Annotated in this window: 15 protein-coding genes and 1 pseudogene; 8 read left to right on the forward strand and 8 right to left on the reverse strand. The window is 42.5% G+C overall.

All coding sequences use genetic code 11. The features are described 5' to 3' along the window. Positions 1–71 precede the first annotated feature (71 nt). Positions 72–1,079 carry a zinc transporter ZntB gene (gene zntB / locus CPY98_RS10100; protein WP_369828321.1) on the forward strand — a complete coding sequence of 336 codons (1,008 nt, stop codon included), beginning with the start codon at positions 72–74 and terminating at the stop codon, positions 1,077–1,079. Between the two features lie 384 nt (positions 1,080–1,463). Here zntB and ttcA read toward each other — a convergent pair whose 3' ends face one another. The 4 genes and pseudogenes from ttcA to CPY98_RS10115 form a co-directional block, all read right to left on the reverse strand. Continuing rightward, positions 1,464–2,402, reverse strand: a complete 939-nt coding sequence (ttcA, locus tag CPY98_RS10105; RefSeq protein WP_046459534.1) for a tRNA 2-thiocytidine(32) synthetase TtcA — start codon at positions 2,400–2,402, stop codon at positions 1,464–1,466. Between the two features lie 140 nt (positions 2,403–2,542). Then, positions 2,543–2,611, reverse strand: a pseudogene (locus CPY98_RS21000) (hypothetical protein); the annotation flags it as partial. 558 nt (positions 2,612–3,169) lie between these two features. Next, positions 3,170–3,427, reverse strand: coding sequence for a DUF1883 domain-containing protein (locus tag CPY98_RS21105; protein WP_071842627.1), 258 nt, complete (start codon positions 3,425–3,427; stop codon positions 3,170–3,172). 1,025 nt (positions 3,428–4,452) lie between these two features. After that, positions 4,453–4,707: a CsbD family protein gene (locus tag CPY98_RS10115; protein WP_227658299.1), complete on the reverse strand. Its 255-nt coding sequence runs from the start codon at positions 4,705–4,707 to the stop codon at positions 4,453–4,455. 538 nt (positions 4,708–5,245) lie between these two features. Here CPY98_RS10115 and CPY98_RS10120 point away from each other — a divergent pair. From CPY98_RS10120 to CPY98_RS10145, 7 genes are all read left to right on the forward strand, one after another. Further along, positions 5,246–5,683, forward strand: a complete 438-nt coding sequence (locus tag CPY98_RS10120; protein WP_096387563.1) for an isochorismatase family protein — start codon at positions 5,246–5,248, stop codon at positions 5,681–5,683. Positions 5,684–5,706: 23 nt separating this feature from the next. After that, on the forward strand, positions 5,707–5,844 hold the full coding sequence (locus CPY98_RS20850) for a hypothetical protein (protein ID WP_155397554.1): 138 nt from the start codon (positions 5,707–5,709) through the stop codon (positions 5,842–5,844). 401 nt (positions 5,845–6,245) lie between these two features. Further along, complete coding sequence (locus tag CPY98_RS10125) at positions 6,246–6,656, forward strand: hypothetical protein (RefSeq protein ID WP_025801308.1); 411 nt, start codon at positions 6,246–6,248, stop codon at positions 6,654–6,656. Between the two features lie 742 nt (positions 6,657–7,398). Then, the gene (locus CPY98_RS10130; RefSeq protein WP_046449344.1) at positions 7,399–7,920 is read left to right on the forward strand and encodes a GNAT family N-acetyltransferase; all 522 of its coding nucleotides are present in this window, start codon (positions 7,399–7,401) and stop codon (positions 7,918–7,920) included. A 141-nt stretch (positions 7,921–8,061) separates the two neighbouring features. Continuing rightward, positions 8,062–8,823, forward strand: coding sequence for a transcriptional regulator (locus tag CPY98_RS10135; RefSeq protein ID WP_096388742.1), 762 nt, complete (start codon positions 8,062–8,064; stop codon positions 8,821–8,823). Continuing rightward, positions 8,823–9,623 carry a PhzF family phenazine biosynthesis protein gene (locus CPY98_RS10140; protein WP_046359087.1) on the forward strand — a complete coding sequence of 267 codons (801 nt, stop codon included), beginning with the start codon at positions 8,823–8,825 and terminating at the stop codon, positions 9,621–9,623. The genes CPY98_RS10135 and CPY98_RS10140 overlap by 1 nt, the downstream gene beginning before the upstream one ends. 27 nt (positions 9,624–9,650) lie before the next feature. Next, positions 9,651–10,025 carry a RidA family protein gene (locus CPY98_RS10145; RefSeq protein WP_043493169.1) on the forward strand — a complete coding sequence of 125 codons (375 nt, stop codon included), beginning with the start codon at positions 9,651–9,653 and terminating at the stop codon, positions 10,023–10,025. Between the two features lie 56 nt (positions 10,026–10,081). On the opposite strand, the gene CPY98_RS10150 is transcribed toward CPY98_RS10145, so the two are convergent. The 4 genes from CPY98_RS10150 to aegA all read right to left on the reverse strand — a co-directional run bounded on the left by CPY98_RS10150 (position 10,082) and on the right by aegA (position 14,800). After that, positions 10,082–10,498, reverse strand: coding sequence for a DUF2000 domain-containing protein (locus CPY98_RS10150; RefSeq protein WP_096387565.1), 417 nt, complete (start codon positions 10,496–10,498; stop codon positions 10,082–10,084). Between the two features lie 213 nt (positions 10,499–10,711). Next, the gene (locus CPY98_RS10155; protein WP_046359089.1) at positions 10,712–10,993 is read right to left on the reverse strand and encodes a hypothetical protein; all 282 of its coding nucleotides are present in this window, start codon (positions 10,991–10,993) and stop codon (positions 10,712–10,714) included. Positions 10,994–11,256: 263 nt separating this feature from the next. After that, positions 11,257–12,399 carry a porin OmpC gene (gene ompC / locus CPY98_RS10160; protein ID WP_096387567.1) on the reverse strand — a complete coding sequence of 381 codons (1,143 nt, stop codon included), beginning with the start codon at positions 12,397–12,399 and terminating at the stop codon, positions 11,257–11,259. A gap of 349 nt (positions 12,400–12,748) precedes the next feature. Next, entirely contained in the window at positions 12,749–14,800 is a 2,052-nt protein-coding gene (aegA, locus tag CPY98_RS10165; RefSeq protein WP_096387569.1) for a formate-dependent uric acid utilization protein AegA, read from the reverse strand. Positions 14,801–15,212 lie beyond the last annotated feature (412 nt).

The following is a 15,212-nucleotide window of genomic DNA, read 5'->3' on the forward strand; positions in this document are numbered from 1 at the left end:
CTGAGTGAAATTTCCCTGAAGGTTTAAATTTCAAAACGTTAAGGCTAGTATTAGATATCGTTTTTTTGCGACTGAAAGAGGATGCCGTGACTGATACTAATGTCATTTCGGGTGAACAGTTAAAAATTCAGGATGCTGTTTATGCTTTGCAGCTCGACGGCAAAGGCGGAAGCATTCCGGTTACGGATCTCACGCAGGCGACCTGCGAGCATCCTTGCTGGCTGCATTTGGACTATGCTCGCGAAGAAACACAACGCTGGCTGACAAGCTCTGTGCTGTTACCTGACTCCGTTCGCGAATGTCTGGCAGGGGAAAGCATGCGTCCGCGGGTGACTCGCTTGGGCGATGGCACCATGATTACGCTGCGTAGCATTAACTTTAATAATGACTCACGTCCCGACCAATTAGTGGTGATACGTCTCTATATGACGGGCAAGCTGGTGGTGTCGACGCGCCATCGTAAAGTGTATGCCATTGACGAAGTGCTGACCGATCTGCAAAACGGCACTGGTCCAGTAAGCAGTGGTGATTTATTAGTACAGGTCGCGGATGCGTTAACTGACCATGCCAGCGAATTCATTGAAGACCTGCATGACAAAATTATCGATCTTGAAGATAATCTGCTCGACCAACAGGTTCCTGAGCGTGGACAGCTTGCGCTAATTCGCAAACAGCTGATTGTGCTACGTCGCTATATGGCTCCACAGCGTGATGTTTTTGCCCGCTTGGCCAGTGAGCGTTTACCGTGGATGACCGATGACGATCGTCGCCGCATGCAGGATATTTCAGATCGTCTAGGCCGTGGCTTGGATGACTTAGACGGCAGCATTGCGCGTACTGCTATTCTGGCTGATGAAATTTCAAACCTGATGGCGGATGCCATGAACCGCCGTACCTATACGATGTCGTTGCTGGCCATGCTTTTCCTGCCAACGACGTTTTTAACTGGGCTGTTTGGGGTGAACTTAGGTGGTATTCCTGGCAATACGTCGCCGGTTGCGTTTGCCACGTTCTGCTTTTTGCTAGTTTTATTGTGTATTTTCGTTGTGGTCTGGTTAAAACGCAGTAAATGGTTGTAAAAGCTCACGGCGAAATTTTTGTGGCAAATCAAAGAAATCGGTATGAATAGCCAAAACAGCCCGCGATATTGAGCCATATCAACATTTATCCTTTAGAGGTAGGGCAAACTTCATTTCGCAGGTGAATGCAACGCCAAGCGATGGGCGTTGCGCTCCATATTGTCTTACTTCCTAATTTTTTGAATTATTGCATAGCACATTTAATTCGTAACATGCCGACTTTTAGTCGGCATTTTTTTGTCTGTAATATGATAACTGTATATAAAAACAGGTCATCGATACAAAGAGACTAATGGCGCTAATTAGGCTCTTTTATATTCAGGATCTGAATTTTCGGTATAAAAAAACGCCGCTTTACGCGGCGTTTAATCTATCTATGAACCATCATTTCACTTCAACGACGTCCAAACGTACCGCGTTATCGAAGTTTGGTGCATCTTCATCATCAGCCAATCCGACGGGGATTAGCGGCAACTCTTCGCGGTCAAAAGCCAAATCACCGCCGTCGACAACTTCGCCACCGTGCTGAATGCCTTTAAAATCAAACAGATTAATATCAGCAAGATGCGAAGGTACTACGTTCTGCATTGCGCTAAACATGGTTTCGATGCGGCCTGGATGACGACGATCCCAATCACGCAGCATATCTTTGATGACCTGACGCTGTAAGTTCGGCTGTGAGCCACACAGGTTGCACGGGATGATTGGGAAAGCGCGTGCCTCAGCGAAACGTTCAATATCTTTTTCGCGGCAGTAAGCCAGCGGACGAATGACGATGTGCTTGCCGTCATCACTCATCAATTTAGGTGGCATACCTTTCAGCTTGCCGCCGTAGAACATGTTTAAGAACAGCGTTTGCAGCATGTCATCACGATGATGGCCTAATGCAATCTTAGTGGCGCCCAGTTCGGTCGCGGTGCGGTACAAGATCCCACGACGTAGACGAGAGCAGAGCGAGCAGGTAGTTTTGCCTTCTGGAATCTTTTCTTTAACTATGCCATAGGTATTTTCTTCTACGATTTTATATTCCACGCCGATGCTGTCTAAATAGGCAGGCAGGATATCTTCGGGGAAACCAGGCTGTTTCTGATCCAGATTCACGGCGACCAAGCTGAAATTGATAGGTGCACTTTGTTGCAGGTTGCGCAGGATTTCCAGCATGGTGTAGCTGTCTTTGCCACCGGATAAGCAAACCATAATACGGTCGCCTTCTTCGATCATGTTGTAATCGACGATGGCTTCACCCACGTTGCGGCGCAGGCGTTTTTGTAGCTTGTTGAGATTGTATTGTTCTTTCTTGTTGATGGTTTGTTCTTCTGACATTGAATATGTATCCGGTGTTATGAGGCTCGCAGGGTTAGGCACCCAACGTGCAATAATCATTTTCTGATCTGGCAGACTATCAGGCCTGATGGGCAAGGCCAACTGCATCTAACCTACGCGGCTATCGCCAGTTCTGCTTCGTGGCGTGTATGGTACGGATTACGGCGACGAATTCCAGCGAGTTTTACAGCTTTGTTCCACATTGCCCCGAAATGACGGTAGTCTTTTCTTTAAGCATAAGCGCAGAGTGCTTCGTAGAGTTTATTATTTCGTTTTTATAGATAAATAATAGACAGTTCAAACGGTTGTATCGCGAAAAAGCTATTTCTAATAATTTTTGTATGATGAATTTTACTGTCGTATGTAAATTGTTTATCTTGGTAATTGTATGGTTTAAGTCAAATAACTGACTTTTTTAACTTAAATGAAGAAATTTGCATGTGTAATCTGCTGTTCAGCGATTCTTTTTATCGGTTTTGTTGCAACAATGCTGATGATGGTGCTCCTCGTTAAAATTATCATATGGGCTGTCCCAATACTTTTTAACGATCACCACAACTATATTTTCTTAAAGGAAGATATTGAATTACATCGTTTAGAGCATTTATTTAAAACAGTTTCATTCAATCTTGGAGACTCATTGATTAATTCAGCTTGAGATGCTTATTTTGAGCAGTTCATGCTAGGCCCCATGCTAAATCAATCATCAACAGGCGCTATCTGACGATTTTTGTTGGTTGTATTTAGCTCGGGGCTAACGGTTAAAACTATTGAACATTGAGACTATACGTTAATTTTGAGCCTGTTTGGTAGTGCGCTGGTTCTATAACGACGTTCCATATTCCTTCCAGAGGAATGTCAATATTTGCTGGGAAGTTACAAAAATACCCTCCGAAGTAGCTAGCCCCATCTCCATCATTGTATGAGTGATAATTACGCTCATCCATGAGCAAAACCATCGCTGGCTGCGAGCAGGTTACAAGTAAGAGCGAATTTTGCTGTAGAAACAGTTTTCTGTGTGGCATAGAAAAAACCTATAAAAGAGAAAAGGCCCTTGCATCCGAATTCAAGCAAGGGTGCCAAAAAGCTAAATAGGGAAATGTTAAATTGATAAGCAGCACTTGATAAACAATGTGATGGCGAATCGGATTATGAGTGCTCGAACACGTTTGCGCAATAAAAATGGAACTAAAAAGAAACTTTATTTTAACAAGTATGCAGTTTTTCTAATGTAACAAGAGAGGTGTTAGAAAGGTAATGTCTCAAAGTTTCAGTCGATGCATGCCTGCAGGCTGATATGGGTATCAGCCTGAGCTACATTGCCGAACTTGGTGCTAATTAGACGGGGTGGTTAGCAGATGCAAAAACTAAGAATACGGCTTTGAAGTGCTAGCTAGCGGGTGATTGAGTCATTTTTAAGCCAAACCACAAGTTTTCTTAGTGCTTCATCAAAAAACAAGAGGGGGTACTTCCGCACTTCAATTTCTCTCTAACCTCTAATCTCTTGTACATAGATTTAAGTGTGTTCTTGTTTTCTTTAAGAATGCCCATATCGCAGTTAGAAACTGAAAAAGCGAGTATCACTGAAGCTGCAGTGAGAACAGCATTGTTCAATGTTTTGCCCTCGTTGAGATATTTATACAAATAATAGCATTCCTAAATATTTGTTAAACAAATCGCAGATAATTATTTTGTCTCACACTGTTAGGAATTCTCCACATAGGTATTTAACCGTAGATAACGAACCCCGTACTCATGCACAAAAGAGTCTTAAGGATATTATTAGCATGAATATAATTTCAATCATTTGCGTTTGTTGTGAGGGGAGAGGGAATGTAGTTTTGAACGTTATTACTTTAGATGATAATTACAATTATCTATCGATGTAAAAACCAATTAGCAGAGGACAGCAGCACATGAGTTACACAGATACCATGCTTACCGAAATGTTGAACACGACGAATGAAGGGAAATGCTAACAATATAAAATTACTAACTTAATTTATTATCAACGATGTAAAACTAAAGCCCCTAAATTAGGGGCGAAAGATTATTTTCTACCCAGCAAATAGCCTATAATTAGGCCAATACTGGCTGAGATAGCCACCGAGGCAAGAGGATTTGTTTCTACTTGCTGTTTTGCTGTATCCATCGCGTCAGAGGCTGCACCTAGACCTTTGCCGTAAATTTGTCTGGCTTGTCCTTCTAATCGATGTTGGTGTGAATTGGTCGCTTCGCCATAGGATTCTTCTACTTGACCAGCTGCTTCATTTGCCACGCCTTTCGCTTTCTCGAACATACCCATAAATTAGCTCCTTATTAAACAAAACGACTTATTCAGTATAGAAGAGAATTTTGAATCCTGCTGGCTATAAGACTATAGCAATATCAATTTTTGTTTTAAGTTATTGATTTTATTTGGTTTAATGATTAAATCTCTTTAGTGGTTCTGTTCGTTATCATAAAACCGCGCCCGCGGTTTGTACTGGTTATTCGCGAGCGGCTACATCGGGTTCCAACGTTCGAGCTATTTCTATTTATATAGGTATTTATATAGGTATGCCTGTTCAGGTATTTGATAAGTTTTATGCCAGTCCGTATGCAAGCGCCTGCTCTATTTGGTCAAAAAAATTTGCTAGGTGTATTAAAAAGATAGAGTGAGTAGGGGCTTATTTGTCCGTGACTAAAATAGTTGGAGCAGAAATTTTTATCTAGTTCAATGAATAGTTATACTCAAAATTATATCGGTGTTGTTTAAAAAATATTGTTTTCATTGCCGATACTGATGACCCATTATCGCTTCGTAACTAGATTATTACTTGACTAAATTAAAAGGAAATAAAATGAAGCGTGAAAAATATGAGTTGTTAACTGCTGATAATGCGATGCTTTTATTAGTAGATCATCAGGACGGCACGATGAGTTGGACAAATACTCTTCCATTACGTGATCTGAAGAGAAATACCTTATTGCTGACTAAAGCCGCAAAAGCAATAGGTATGCCAATGATTATGACAACTAGTATGGAAACTGAAGCTCAGGGGACATTGATGCATGAGTTGCGGGATATTGCCCCAGATATTTATGACAATCGAATCAAACGTGAAGGCATTGTCGATGCATTTATGGATCCTGCTTTTGAAAAAGAAGTTAAAAATACAAAACGCCGCCGTATTATTATTGCGAGAATTACGACTGAGGTATGTGTAACGTTTCCTACCATCAGGGCACTTCGTGAAGGTTATGATGTGTTTGTTGTTCAGGATGCATCTGGGCGGTAACAAAAATAGCAGAAGACGCAGCTATGCGCCGTATGGAGGCTGAAGGTGCCGTTCCTGTCTCTACGTTGCAGATTGTTGCTGAATTAGCAAAAAGCTGGGCTTCTGACGAGGGTAAAATTCTGAATAAATATCTTTTTGAAGATTTGTTTTCAAAATTATAATCGTTAAAATTCACTTTTATTGACTAACACACATCTCGAAATCAAGTACCCATGGAGCCGGGGGCATTGACGCGAATATACTAAAGCACACGTGAAATTAGTAGCGCGTGAAACATAAACTTATGCAAAAAAGTTTATGGTGTTTTACCGTGTATTCTACAAAGTATTGATGGACGAAATGTTGTGTTTATTACGAATTTGCGCCGGTGTATAATACATATACCGGCGTATCTATAATAAGAATCGAACCTGAGTAAGCCTCAGTTAGAATGTATTAAAATCAACCTGAACGAATAAATGCTGTACTTCCTCGTTCGTTCACACTAAATCAAAAATGATTTACAGAAAAAGTGCATACAAAAAATGTATAATCTGTCTAATAGCAATTGCACGGTTGTCATATGAATATGAATTGTAGGTTCTTTGTTATTTTATTAGCATCATTCACACTCAGTGCATGTATCGTACAAGAGCCCAAAGATATTTCTTTGGACGATGCTGCAACAATGATTAATGACAATGATACGCAAAATAGCAGTGTGGTTAAAAGTAAATTTGGTGTAACAACGGGAGCTGGGTGCCTAGAAGCATTAAGCTTTCTGATGAAAGAAGATCCTACTAAGTATAACGATCTTGCCGCTGCGTATCATGACATCGCAGAGGGATATCGATTTTTGGATGAAAATAGCAACATCATGGAACCTGATGCGCGTGAAATGTACTCGATGTCGCTTAGTATGAGAAACGATGTGCTTTGCTCCAAGCTTAAGTTTGCAGGTTTTCAACTTCTAAAAGATAAAATGAATTTTTAGCAAAATATTAGATGTTCTTTCAATTTATATGACAGCTGGAAATATTCCTAGCTAGGTCTGATAGGTTATTAGTTAGATGCAAAAATCCGGCGCTAGCGTAGTTCTTCATGACTTATGCCCAAGAGGGAGAACTGGCTACCGGGCAGCGTTGAATTCTGATAAAAATTTTATTCTAGATTTTTCTTCAGCGAAACAGAGAGTCTCATCTATCAAAAAGGCGTATTTATGCTAAGCAAAATACCCGCCTTTATGATGAGAACCTGTGCCATCGTAAGGATGTTCACCTTTGGGGCATACAATTGTAGATATAGAAGTGGTTCCAAACATTGTCACAATCAATAATACTATAATCTTTTTCATTAATGCGCCCTTAATTAATATCGAATTTATATGTAATGGATATGTATCGCCACAACGATTAATATCCACGCAATGAGTGTATAGGCTTATTGCTCAGCATTCGATTGGAATTAAATAAACAATTAATAATTTCCCTTCCATTCAAAGTGCGAGGCTATTTTGCTGTTGTGAATTAATCTCCGAGGGAAATATCCCGCCATGCTAATTAATATAAAATGAACTAGTCGTAATAGTCAGTGCGGGCTAAGTGTTTTGCTGCACAAGTTTTTAAGCAGCAGCGAGGAGAATATGACGATTGATTGTGAAAATGAATGACTGTCTTAAAAAATTAAATGTATAATTTTAACAATCTTTATGCAATTTATAGTTGGGAAACACACCAATGACCATAACGCTTCGTCATGAAACACCGCAGGATATCGATACCATAGAATCAGTTACCGCTAGCGCATTTTTAAATGCGGAACATACCGATCATAACGAGCATTTGATCGTTAACGCGCTCAGAGATGCCGGAGCACTCACTCTTTCGCTGGTGGCGTTGGATACTCAATGCCTCGGTGATCAACACATCGTGGGGCACGCTTCTATTTCGCCTGTCACCATTAGCAGCGGTGAGTCAGGTTGGTATGGTTTAGCCCCGGTTTCCGTTATTCCTGATTTCCAAGGAAAAGGGATTGGTTCTATGTTAGTTAAACAAATTCTTACTGAATTAAAATCTCTCGGTGCAGCAGGGTGCGTCGTGCTCGGCGAGCCGGGCTTCTATGCCCGCTTTGGATTTGTTGCCGACGATTCGCTGGTTTTGCTAGGGGTTCCGGCTGAATATTTTCAGACCTTGGCATTTAAAGGACATGTTCCAGTGGGTACCGTTGAGTTTCATGCCGCATTTAGCGTAACGAGCTAGGTTTATCCGCACTTACGAGCCGTAAAGTCCAAACTGTGGCTTTACCTATTTTTCAACATAATGTTGAAAAAGTGATTTTTCGTTGATATTGTATCCTCCATTCTCTGCATGCGCTTCTGCGCCATCTGGTATTCAGCCTCTATGAAGACTTCGGTAACCGATCCTTGTATTTCTGATGTCACTGATCCGGCCATCATCAGTGAACGTACATTAGTTGTTAAAGTATTACGCAGCGCGCTGCAAATGCTGGGTTGCGTTGTAGGACGTAATACCGAAGTCGTATTGCATGATCTAACTAATCCTCAGAACTCAATATTGGCAATCGCGAATGGACATGTTTCTGGACGCCAAGTGGGCAGCTCTGTTTTAGCGGGGCCGCAAAATGATAGGGGCTTTTCTGCTGTGATGCAGGAGATCCAAGACGTTTCAAGCGATGAACCTTCTGTGGTGGGGGGTTATGAGACGTTGACTCGCTCGGGCAAAAAGCTGCGCAGTGCGACAGTGGTATACCGTGACGCTCAGGGACATCCGTTTGCCAGTTTATGTGTTAACTCTGACGTTAGCGGTATTGAGGCTGCTCAGGCGTGTTTAGCTCAGCTTTTGGCGACGGGCGCGCAGCACGAAAATCAGGCATCAGAGCCGCCCGATATGGAATATCTGATGACGGAAATTATTCAGGGCGCAATGCAGCAAAGCGGCACGAAAAACGGTGCCATGAATAAGAAGGCTAAGCTAGAGGCTGTACGTCAGATGCAGGATCGCGGCATATTTATTGTGAAAGGCGGAGTGGAGAAGGCCGCGAAGGCGCTGGGTGTCACTCGCTATACGATTTATAACTATCTGGAAGAAATCAGACAGAGCCAAACTATCGTCAAAGCTCAGACATCATCGAGGAAAAAATAATGCAAATTGAAATCTTTCAGGTAGATGCTTTTACTGCTCGTGCATTTGGCGGTAATCCTGCAGCCGTATGTCCGCTAGACGAATGGCTTGATGACAGCACTTTGCAGCAGATTGCGACGGAAAATAACTTGTCTGAAACCGCATTTTTTGTGCGTAATGGCGAAATGATAGAGCTGCGTTGGTTTACTCCGCTGGTTGAAGTTGATCTTTGTGGCCACGCCACGTTAGCCACAGCATGGGTGTTGTTCAACCATTTCAATGAAAAAAGCCGGGTGTTGAATTTTTCAACACGTAGCGGTGTGCTGAGTGTAACGCGCGACGGCGATTTTTTGGCAATGAACTTTCCTGCCAAAAATCCCGTTCAGGTTGATATTCCGGATGGGTTGGCTCAGGCGCTCAATCTATCAGTGCCTATTCGTGAAGTTTATAAGGCCGATGATTATATTGTGCTGGTAGATTCGCCTGACGATATCGAAAACCTTGAGCCAGATTTTTCTCTGCTAGCTAACTATCCCGTGCGCGGCGTAGTCGTTACGGCTGCAGGGAGTCAGTTTGATTTTGTTTCACGCTGGTTTGGCCCCAACGTTGGCGTGAATGAAGATCCTGTCACAGGATCTGCACATACCTGTCTGGCTCCAATTTGGGCAGAGAAAATGGGTAAGAGCATTCTTACCGCTCAGCAAGGTGGAAAACGGAAAGGGCAGTTACGTTGCCAATTGCATACTCACGCCAGCGGAGAGTCGCGCGTGATTATCAGCGGGCAAGCGGTGCTTTATCTCCACGGGACGATAACGGTTTAATTTCTAACTTACCTAAAGGTGAAAATAATGACGATAAATATTCATCGATTTGCCAGTGAATTACCTTTTCCGTTTGCTAAAGCCGTACAAGCTGGCGATTTTCTGTTTTTATCAGGACAGGTTTCAATGTCTGCAGAAGGTAAGCCGATTTACGGCAGCGTTGCGGAGCAAACTGAAAATATCATGCAAAGCATCGCGAAAACATTAAGCGACTGCGGCTCTGATTTAGATTCAGTGGTTAAAGTGACAGTCTGGCTATCGGACATGAAACATTTCGCAGAATTTAACCAAGTCTATGCAACCTATTTCAAGCAAGGTTTTCCTGCGAGATCGGCAATTAGCTGTGATCTTGTGATGGGATTAGATGTTGAGGTTGAAGTGCAGGCCGTCATCAAAAAATAATCAATATTTATAATAAAAAGGCCTGCAAATTTGCAGGCCTTTTTATATTTGAAATTCTATTTATACACTGAAAACTTCTTGGTAATCGGTTTTAGTGCTTCAGAATCGCCAAACAATGCAATAGCAATAAAGTCTAGCTTATCGAGTTCGGTATTTAGCGTGTCTGAAATTTGCTGTTCAGCGCAATGAGAAAGCATTGTACTCGTAAAGAAATTATAAGTAATACCCGCTTCATTAGCTTTCTTAGTCGCCGTGGCCAGTTGACTACTATTTTTAGCCTGTAATACAACGACAGGATAGTGGCTCAAGTTGGCTTTTAATCCACTGCTGGCATTTTGATATTCATCAAACACGTTTCCTTCGGCACAGACTGTAATTCCAGAACTAAGATGGCAGGCTGCATTCATCAGCGTACTGACTTCATGATTTCGATTAAGAATAACATAAAGTTTCTTTTCGTTATCTTCGTACATTTTATTTTCTCATTTAGATATATGTATTTAAATATATACAATCAAATGAATTGATTCAATTATTATATTAAAATTATTATCGATGATGTTTTTATTTGGATGAAAAAATGAGTGTTTAAAAAAAGATATCAGTTTTTATTTCGAATGTTAGTGGGAGAGTGTTGCGGTGTGTAAAAAAAGAAAGCCGCAACAAATATATGTTGCGGCATAACATTAGCCTTGATGTGGCATCAAAGAAGGGTCCGCAACCACGGCGGGTTTGTGGCTAACAAGGGCCTGTTCATCTTGAGAAATGCTTCCGCTGTTGTCAGCCCAAGTGCCTTCCATTGTTTTTGTAACTTTCTGATGTTGATAGTTTAAATCTTGATTTTGAGCTGCAATGTGCGTGCTTTCTGTACCGCCGCTATTGTCGGCCCATGGGATCTGCATGTCTGCGGCGAACGCAGTACTGGCTGTTACTGTAGCGAATAGTACGGATAAAATTAGCTTTTTCATATAATGCCTTATGATGAGATTAAAATATGGGTAAGGCATCCATTGCGGTATCGATAATTTCCATATTTGATGTTCGCATTGTCGCGCTTATCGACTATGAATAAAATCCATTAAGTGTAGCCTTATGTATGCATTGGTTTCATTTATGACATAAATACAAATATTGTATTTTTGAATCTAAAATACATACGATTTTTTTGTTAATAACAATGAGGAAAGAAAAAGCCACCCGAAGGTGGCTTGAAATAGAAAACGAAAAAAGATTAGAACTGATAAACTAAACCAACAGCGACTACGTCATCGGTAGAGATGCCGTTCTCTTTATAGAAGCTATCATCGTTGTCTAACAGGTTAATTTTATAATCAACATAGGTAGACATATTTTTGTTGAAGTAATAGGTTGTACCCACAGAAACGTATTTAACTAAATCTTTGTCACCAATGCTATTTGCTGATGTTTGCGCGTTAGCGGTGTAAAGATCTTTGCCTTTAGACTGCAGGTAGGAAACTTCTGGACGCAGGCCAAAATCGAACTGGTATTGTGCTGTGACTTCAAAGTTTTGAGTTTTATTCGCAATCTGATTGCTATCACCATCACCATATGGCGTCATGTTGTTAGTTTCAGCATACATAGTCGCTAAATAGACGTTGTTAGCATCATATTTCAGACCAACAGTCCATGCGTCAGCTTTGTCGCCGCGAGCGGTAGATAGATTGGTTTGTTGGTCGGTACGATCGGAAGAAGCATAGCTTGCACCAGCGCTAATACCCATGCCGAAGTCATAAGTCGTCGATAATCCGTAGCCGTCACCGTTCTGATGCTGAACGTCACGTGAGTTATTGCTCAGTTTTTCATTGTCATTATTGGTGCCGTCATTTTTACCTTGATACTGTACTGCAACGTTCAGACCATCAACTAAACCAAAGAAACCAGTATTACGGTAAGTTGCCACGCCGTTTGCACGGCCGGTCATGAAGTTATCAGCCTGAGTATAAGAGTCGCCCCCAAACTCTGGCAGCATATCGGTCCAGCCTTCAACGTCGTACAGCACGCCGTAGTTACGGCCATAGTCGAATGAACCGTAGTCGCCGAACTTCAGGCCAGCAAAGCCCAAACGAGTGAAGTTACCGTCGCTGCCATTACCTTCAGTGTTATTTACCTGAACGTTATATTCCCACTGGCCGTAACCGGTCAGTTGGTCTGTAATCTGAGTTTCACCCTTGAAACCAACACGCACGTAAGACTGGTCGCCATCTTTGCTTGAGTCGTCAGAAAAATAATGCAGGCCATCAACTTTGCCATACAAATCTAATTTGTTGCCATCTTTATTATAAACTTCAGCTGAGTGAGCTGCGCCTGCTGCCAACAGAGCGGGAATAACCATCGCCAATACTTTTCTTTTCATGATAAAATCCTTGTTATTTTTCGTGTGAATAAAAAACACTTAATCATAGGTTTTAATTAATCATTACAGCCATTAGATGCTAACGATTAAGTTCCATTTATCTGTAAATGTAATTTGTAATAAGATGACTGGAATTAATAATAAAAATGTCATTGGTTACCTTGATTGAATCAATGAATGCTTTAGCTATGATTAATCAATTGGTAATTTTCAGTTAATTCAATGTGGGTTATTTTTTAATTGCAAATGGTTTACTTCTTATTTTGTATTGTCGGTCACACTTTGTTTTCTCTTTTGATAATAAAAAAGCAGACCGAAGTCTGCTTTTATTTATAATTTGAATGTATGTTTAAGCCGCATTTTCTGGGGTGATAATAGGGCGCTGAATGGGAACGTTGAGATACGTCATAATGCCGTCGGCGGCATGTCTTCCCTCGGCAATGGCTGTTACAACTAGGTCTGCACCGCGCACTGCATCACCACCGGCAAATATTTTTTTATTGCTGGTTTGATAAGGAATAGCCGTCTCGACGCTGGCGACAATTCGGCCCCATTGATCCAGTTTTACGTTTTCTGCTTCGAGCCAAGGCATCTTATGTGGGTTAAAACCAAAGGCGATGACCACGGCATCGGCAGGCATGACGAACTCGGAGCCGGGAACCGGTTTAGGTCGACGGCGTCCTGCGGCATCAGGTTCACCCATAACGGTTCTTAGCATGCGAATGCCGGTAACGCGCCCATCATTATCGATTTCAATACTTAGCGGCTGCACGTTAAATTCAAATTCAACGCCTTCTTCACGGGCATTTTTAACCTCTTTCTTCGAGCCTGGCATATTGGCTTCATCGCGACGATAGGCGCAGGTTACCGTTTCTGCACCGTGGCGAATGGAGGTGCGTACGCAGTCCATTGCGGTGTCTCCGCCGCCCAGCACCACAACACGTTTGTTTGCCATATTGATGTAGGGTTCTTCTGGGAGTTCCGGCAATCCCATTACCTGCTTGGTATTTGCAATCAAGAAAGGTAGGGCATCGTACACGCCTTCAGCGTCCTCGTTTTCTAAACCGGCTTTCATTGATTGGTAGGTGCCTGCACCGACAAATACCGCATCGTAGCTCTCAAGTAATTCATTAAGCGTAATGTCACGGCCGATTTCAGTGTTTAAATGGAACTCAATGCCCATCGCAGTAAATATTTCTCGGCGATGTGCCAGAATAGATTTATCCAGTTTGAACGAAGGAATACCAAAGGTCAGCAGCCCGCCGATTTCAGGGTGACGATCATAAACGACGGCTTTAATCCCGTTGCGCGCCAGAATATCCGCGCAGCCTAATCCCGCAGGGCCTGCACCGATAATCGCAACGCGTTTATCTACCGGTTTCACATATGAAAGATCGGGTGTCCATCCCATTTCAAAGGCCTTGTCTGATATGAAACGTTCGATATTGCCCACGGTGACAGCGCCGAACTCTTTACCCAGTGTGCATGAGCCTTCACACAGACGATCTTGTGGACACACTCGTCCGGTGACTTCTGGCAGACAGTTTGTTTGATGCGAAAGCTCAACGGCTTCCAGAATTCGGCCTTCTTTGACCAGTTTTACCCAATGCGGTATCCGGTTGTGTAATGGGCATGTCCATTCACACACGCTGTGGCTTCCGCAAGATAGACAACGGCTGGCTTGCCCGCTGGCTTCTTCCTCACTGAAGGTGGGATAGATCTCAACGAATGTAGCCTTGCGAATTGCAATCGGCTTTTTCACCGGGTCATGCCGCGCAGGGGTGCTCAGCATCTGCGGTACTTTACTTGGCTTCGCGGAGCGATTCGGCATCACGATAGGCGCTGCTGATTGGAGTACCTTGCTGGCGCTGCCGTCAAAGAGTAAGCCTGAGTTATCGTTCATCATGGCGCGCAGCTGACGCTGGCGACGCAGGTTATTCAGCGTTTCATCGTCGATCAGTTTTAATGCATTGCTTGGGCAACTGGTGACGCAGGATGGGGCATCGGCGACGCCTGCGCACAGATCACATTTGTGGGCGTTAGCGATAACACCGTCAGGCAATGTTTCGGTGGGCGCTGGCTGGGTAATCACTTCCATAGCGCCAAAAGGGCAGGCCACGACGCAGGTTTTACAGCCAATGCATTTCTCTTGAATAACTTGAATACTGTTGTCACGTTTTTCGATCGCGTGGTTAGGGCACACGTTGGCGCAAGGTGCATCTTCACAGTGACGGCATAACACCGCCGTGTGTTTGTGCTCAAGTTTGAGCACGTGAATTCTTGGCTGGAATTGTGCAGGGGTTAGCACATGTTCGCCGTGATTATGTGCCATCACACAGGCAACTTCACAGGCCCGGCAACCGATGCAGTTTTTAGCATCAGCAATAACAAATCGATTCATAACGACCTCACCCACGTCCGGTTAAAATTATTAGTTTTGTTCCGGTGATGCACATAGCATGCAAAGATTAGGGAAAATGACTTATTGAAGGCTAAGGAATTAGCCAATTGTGCAACGTATCACATTTACCCCATGGTTATTGCTCAAAAGAGCAGCAATAACAAAGCTAAGATGCGCTGAATCAATTTTCAATCGTCATAGATTTTGGATTTGTTTATTCGCGATATCAAAATGACACATGAATGTTATTTGATATGTAGTTATTGATAATCAAAACAGATAATTAATTATTTCAGACTGAAACCTTTCAGCCTTGAAATAGTAAATAAGAATATTAGGAAATTTGGCGCTGGCTTATTTAATCACCTTTATGGAGGTAATAAAAAAGCGATGCCAAAATGACATCGCTTTT

The sequence above is a fragment of the Hafnia sp. CBA7124 genome, from assembly GCF_002355555.1.
In the GTDB taxonomy this organism is placed as follows: Bacteria; Pseudomonadota; Gammaproteobacteria; order Enterobacterales; family Enterobacteriaceae; genus Hafnia; species Hafnia alvei.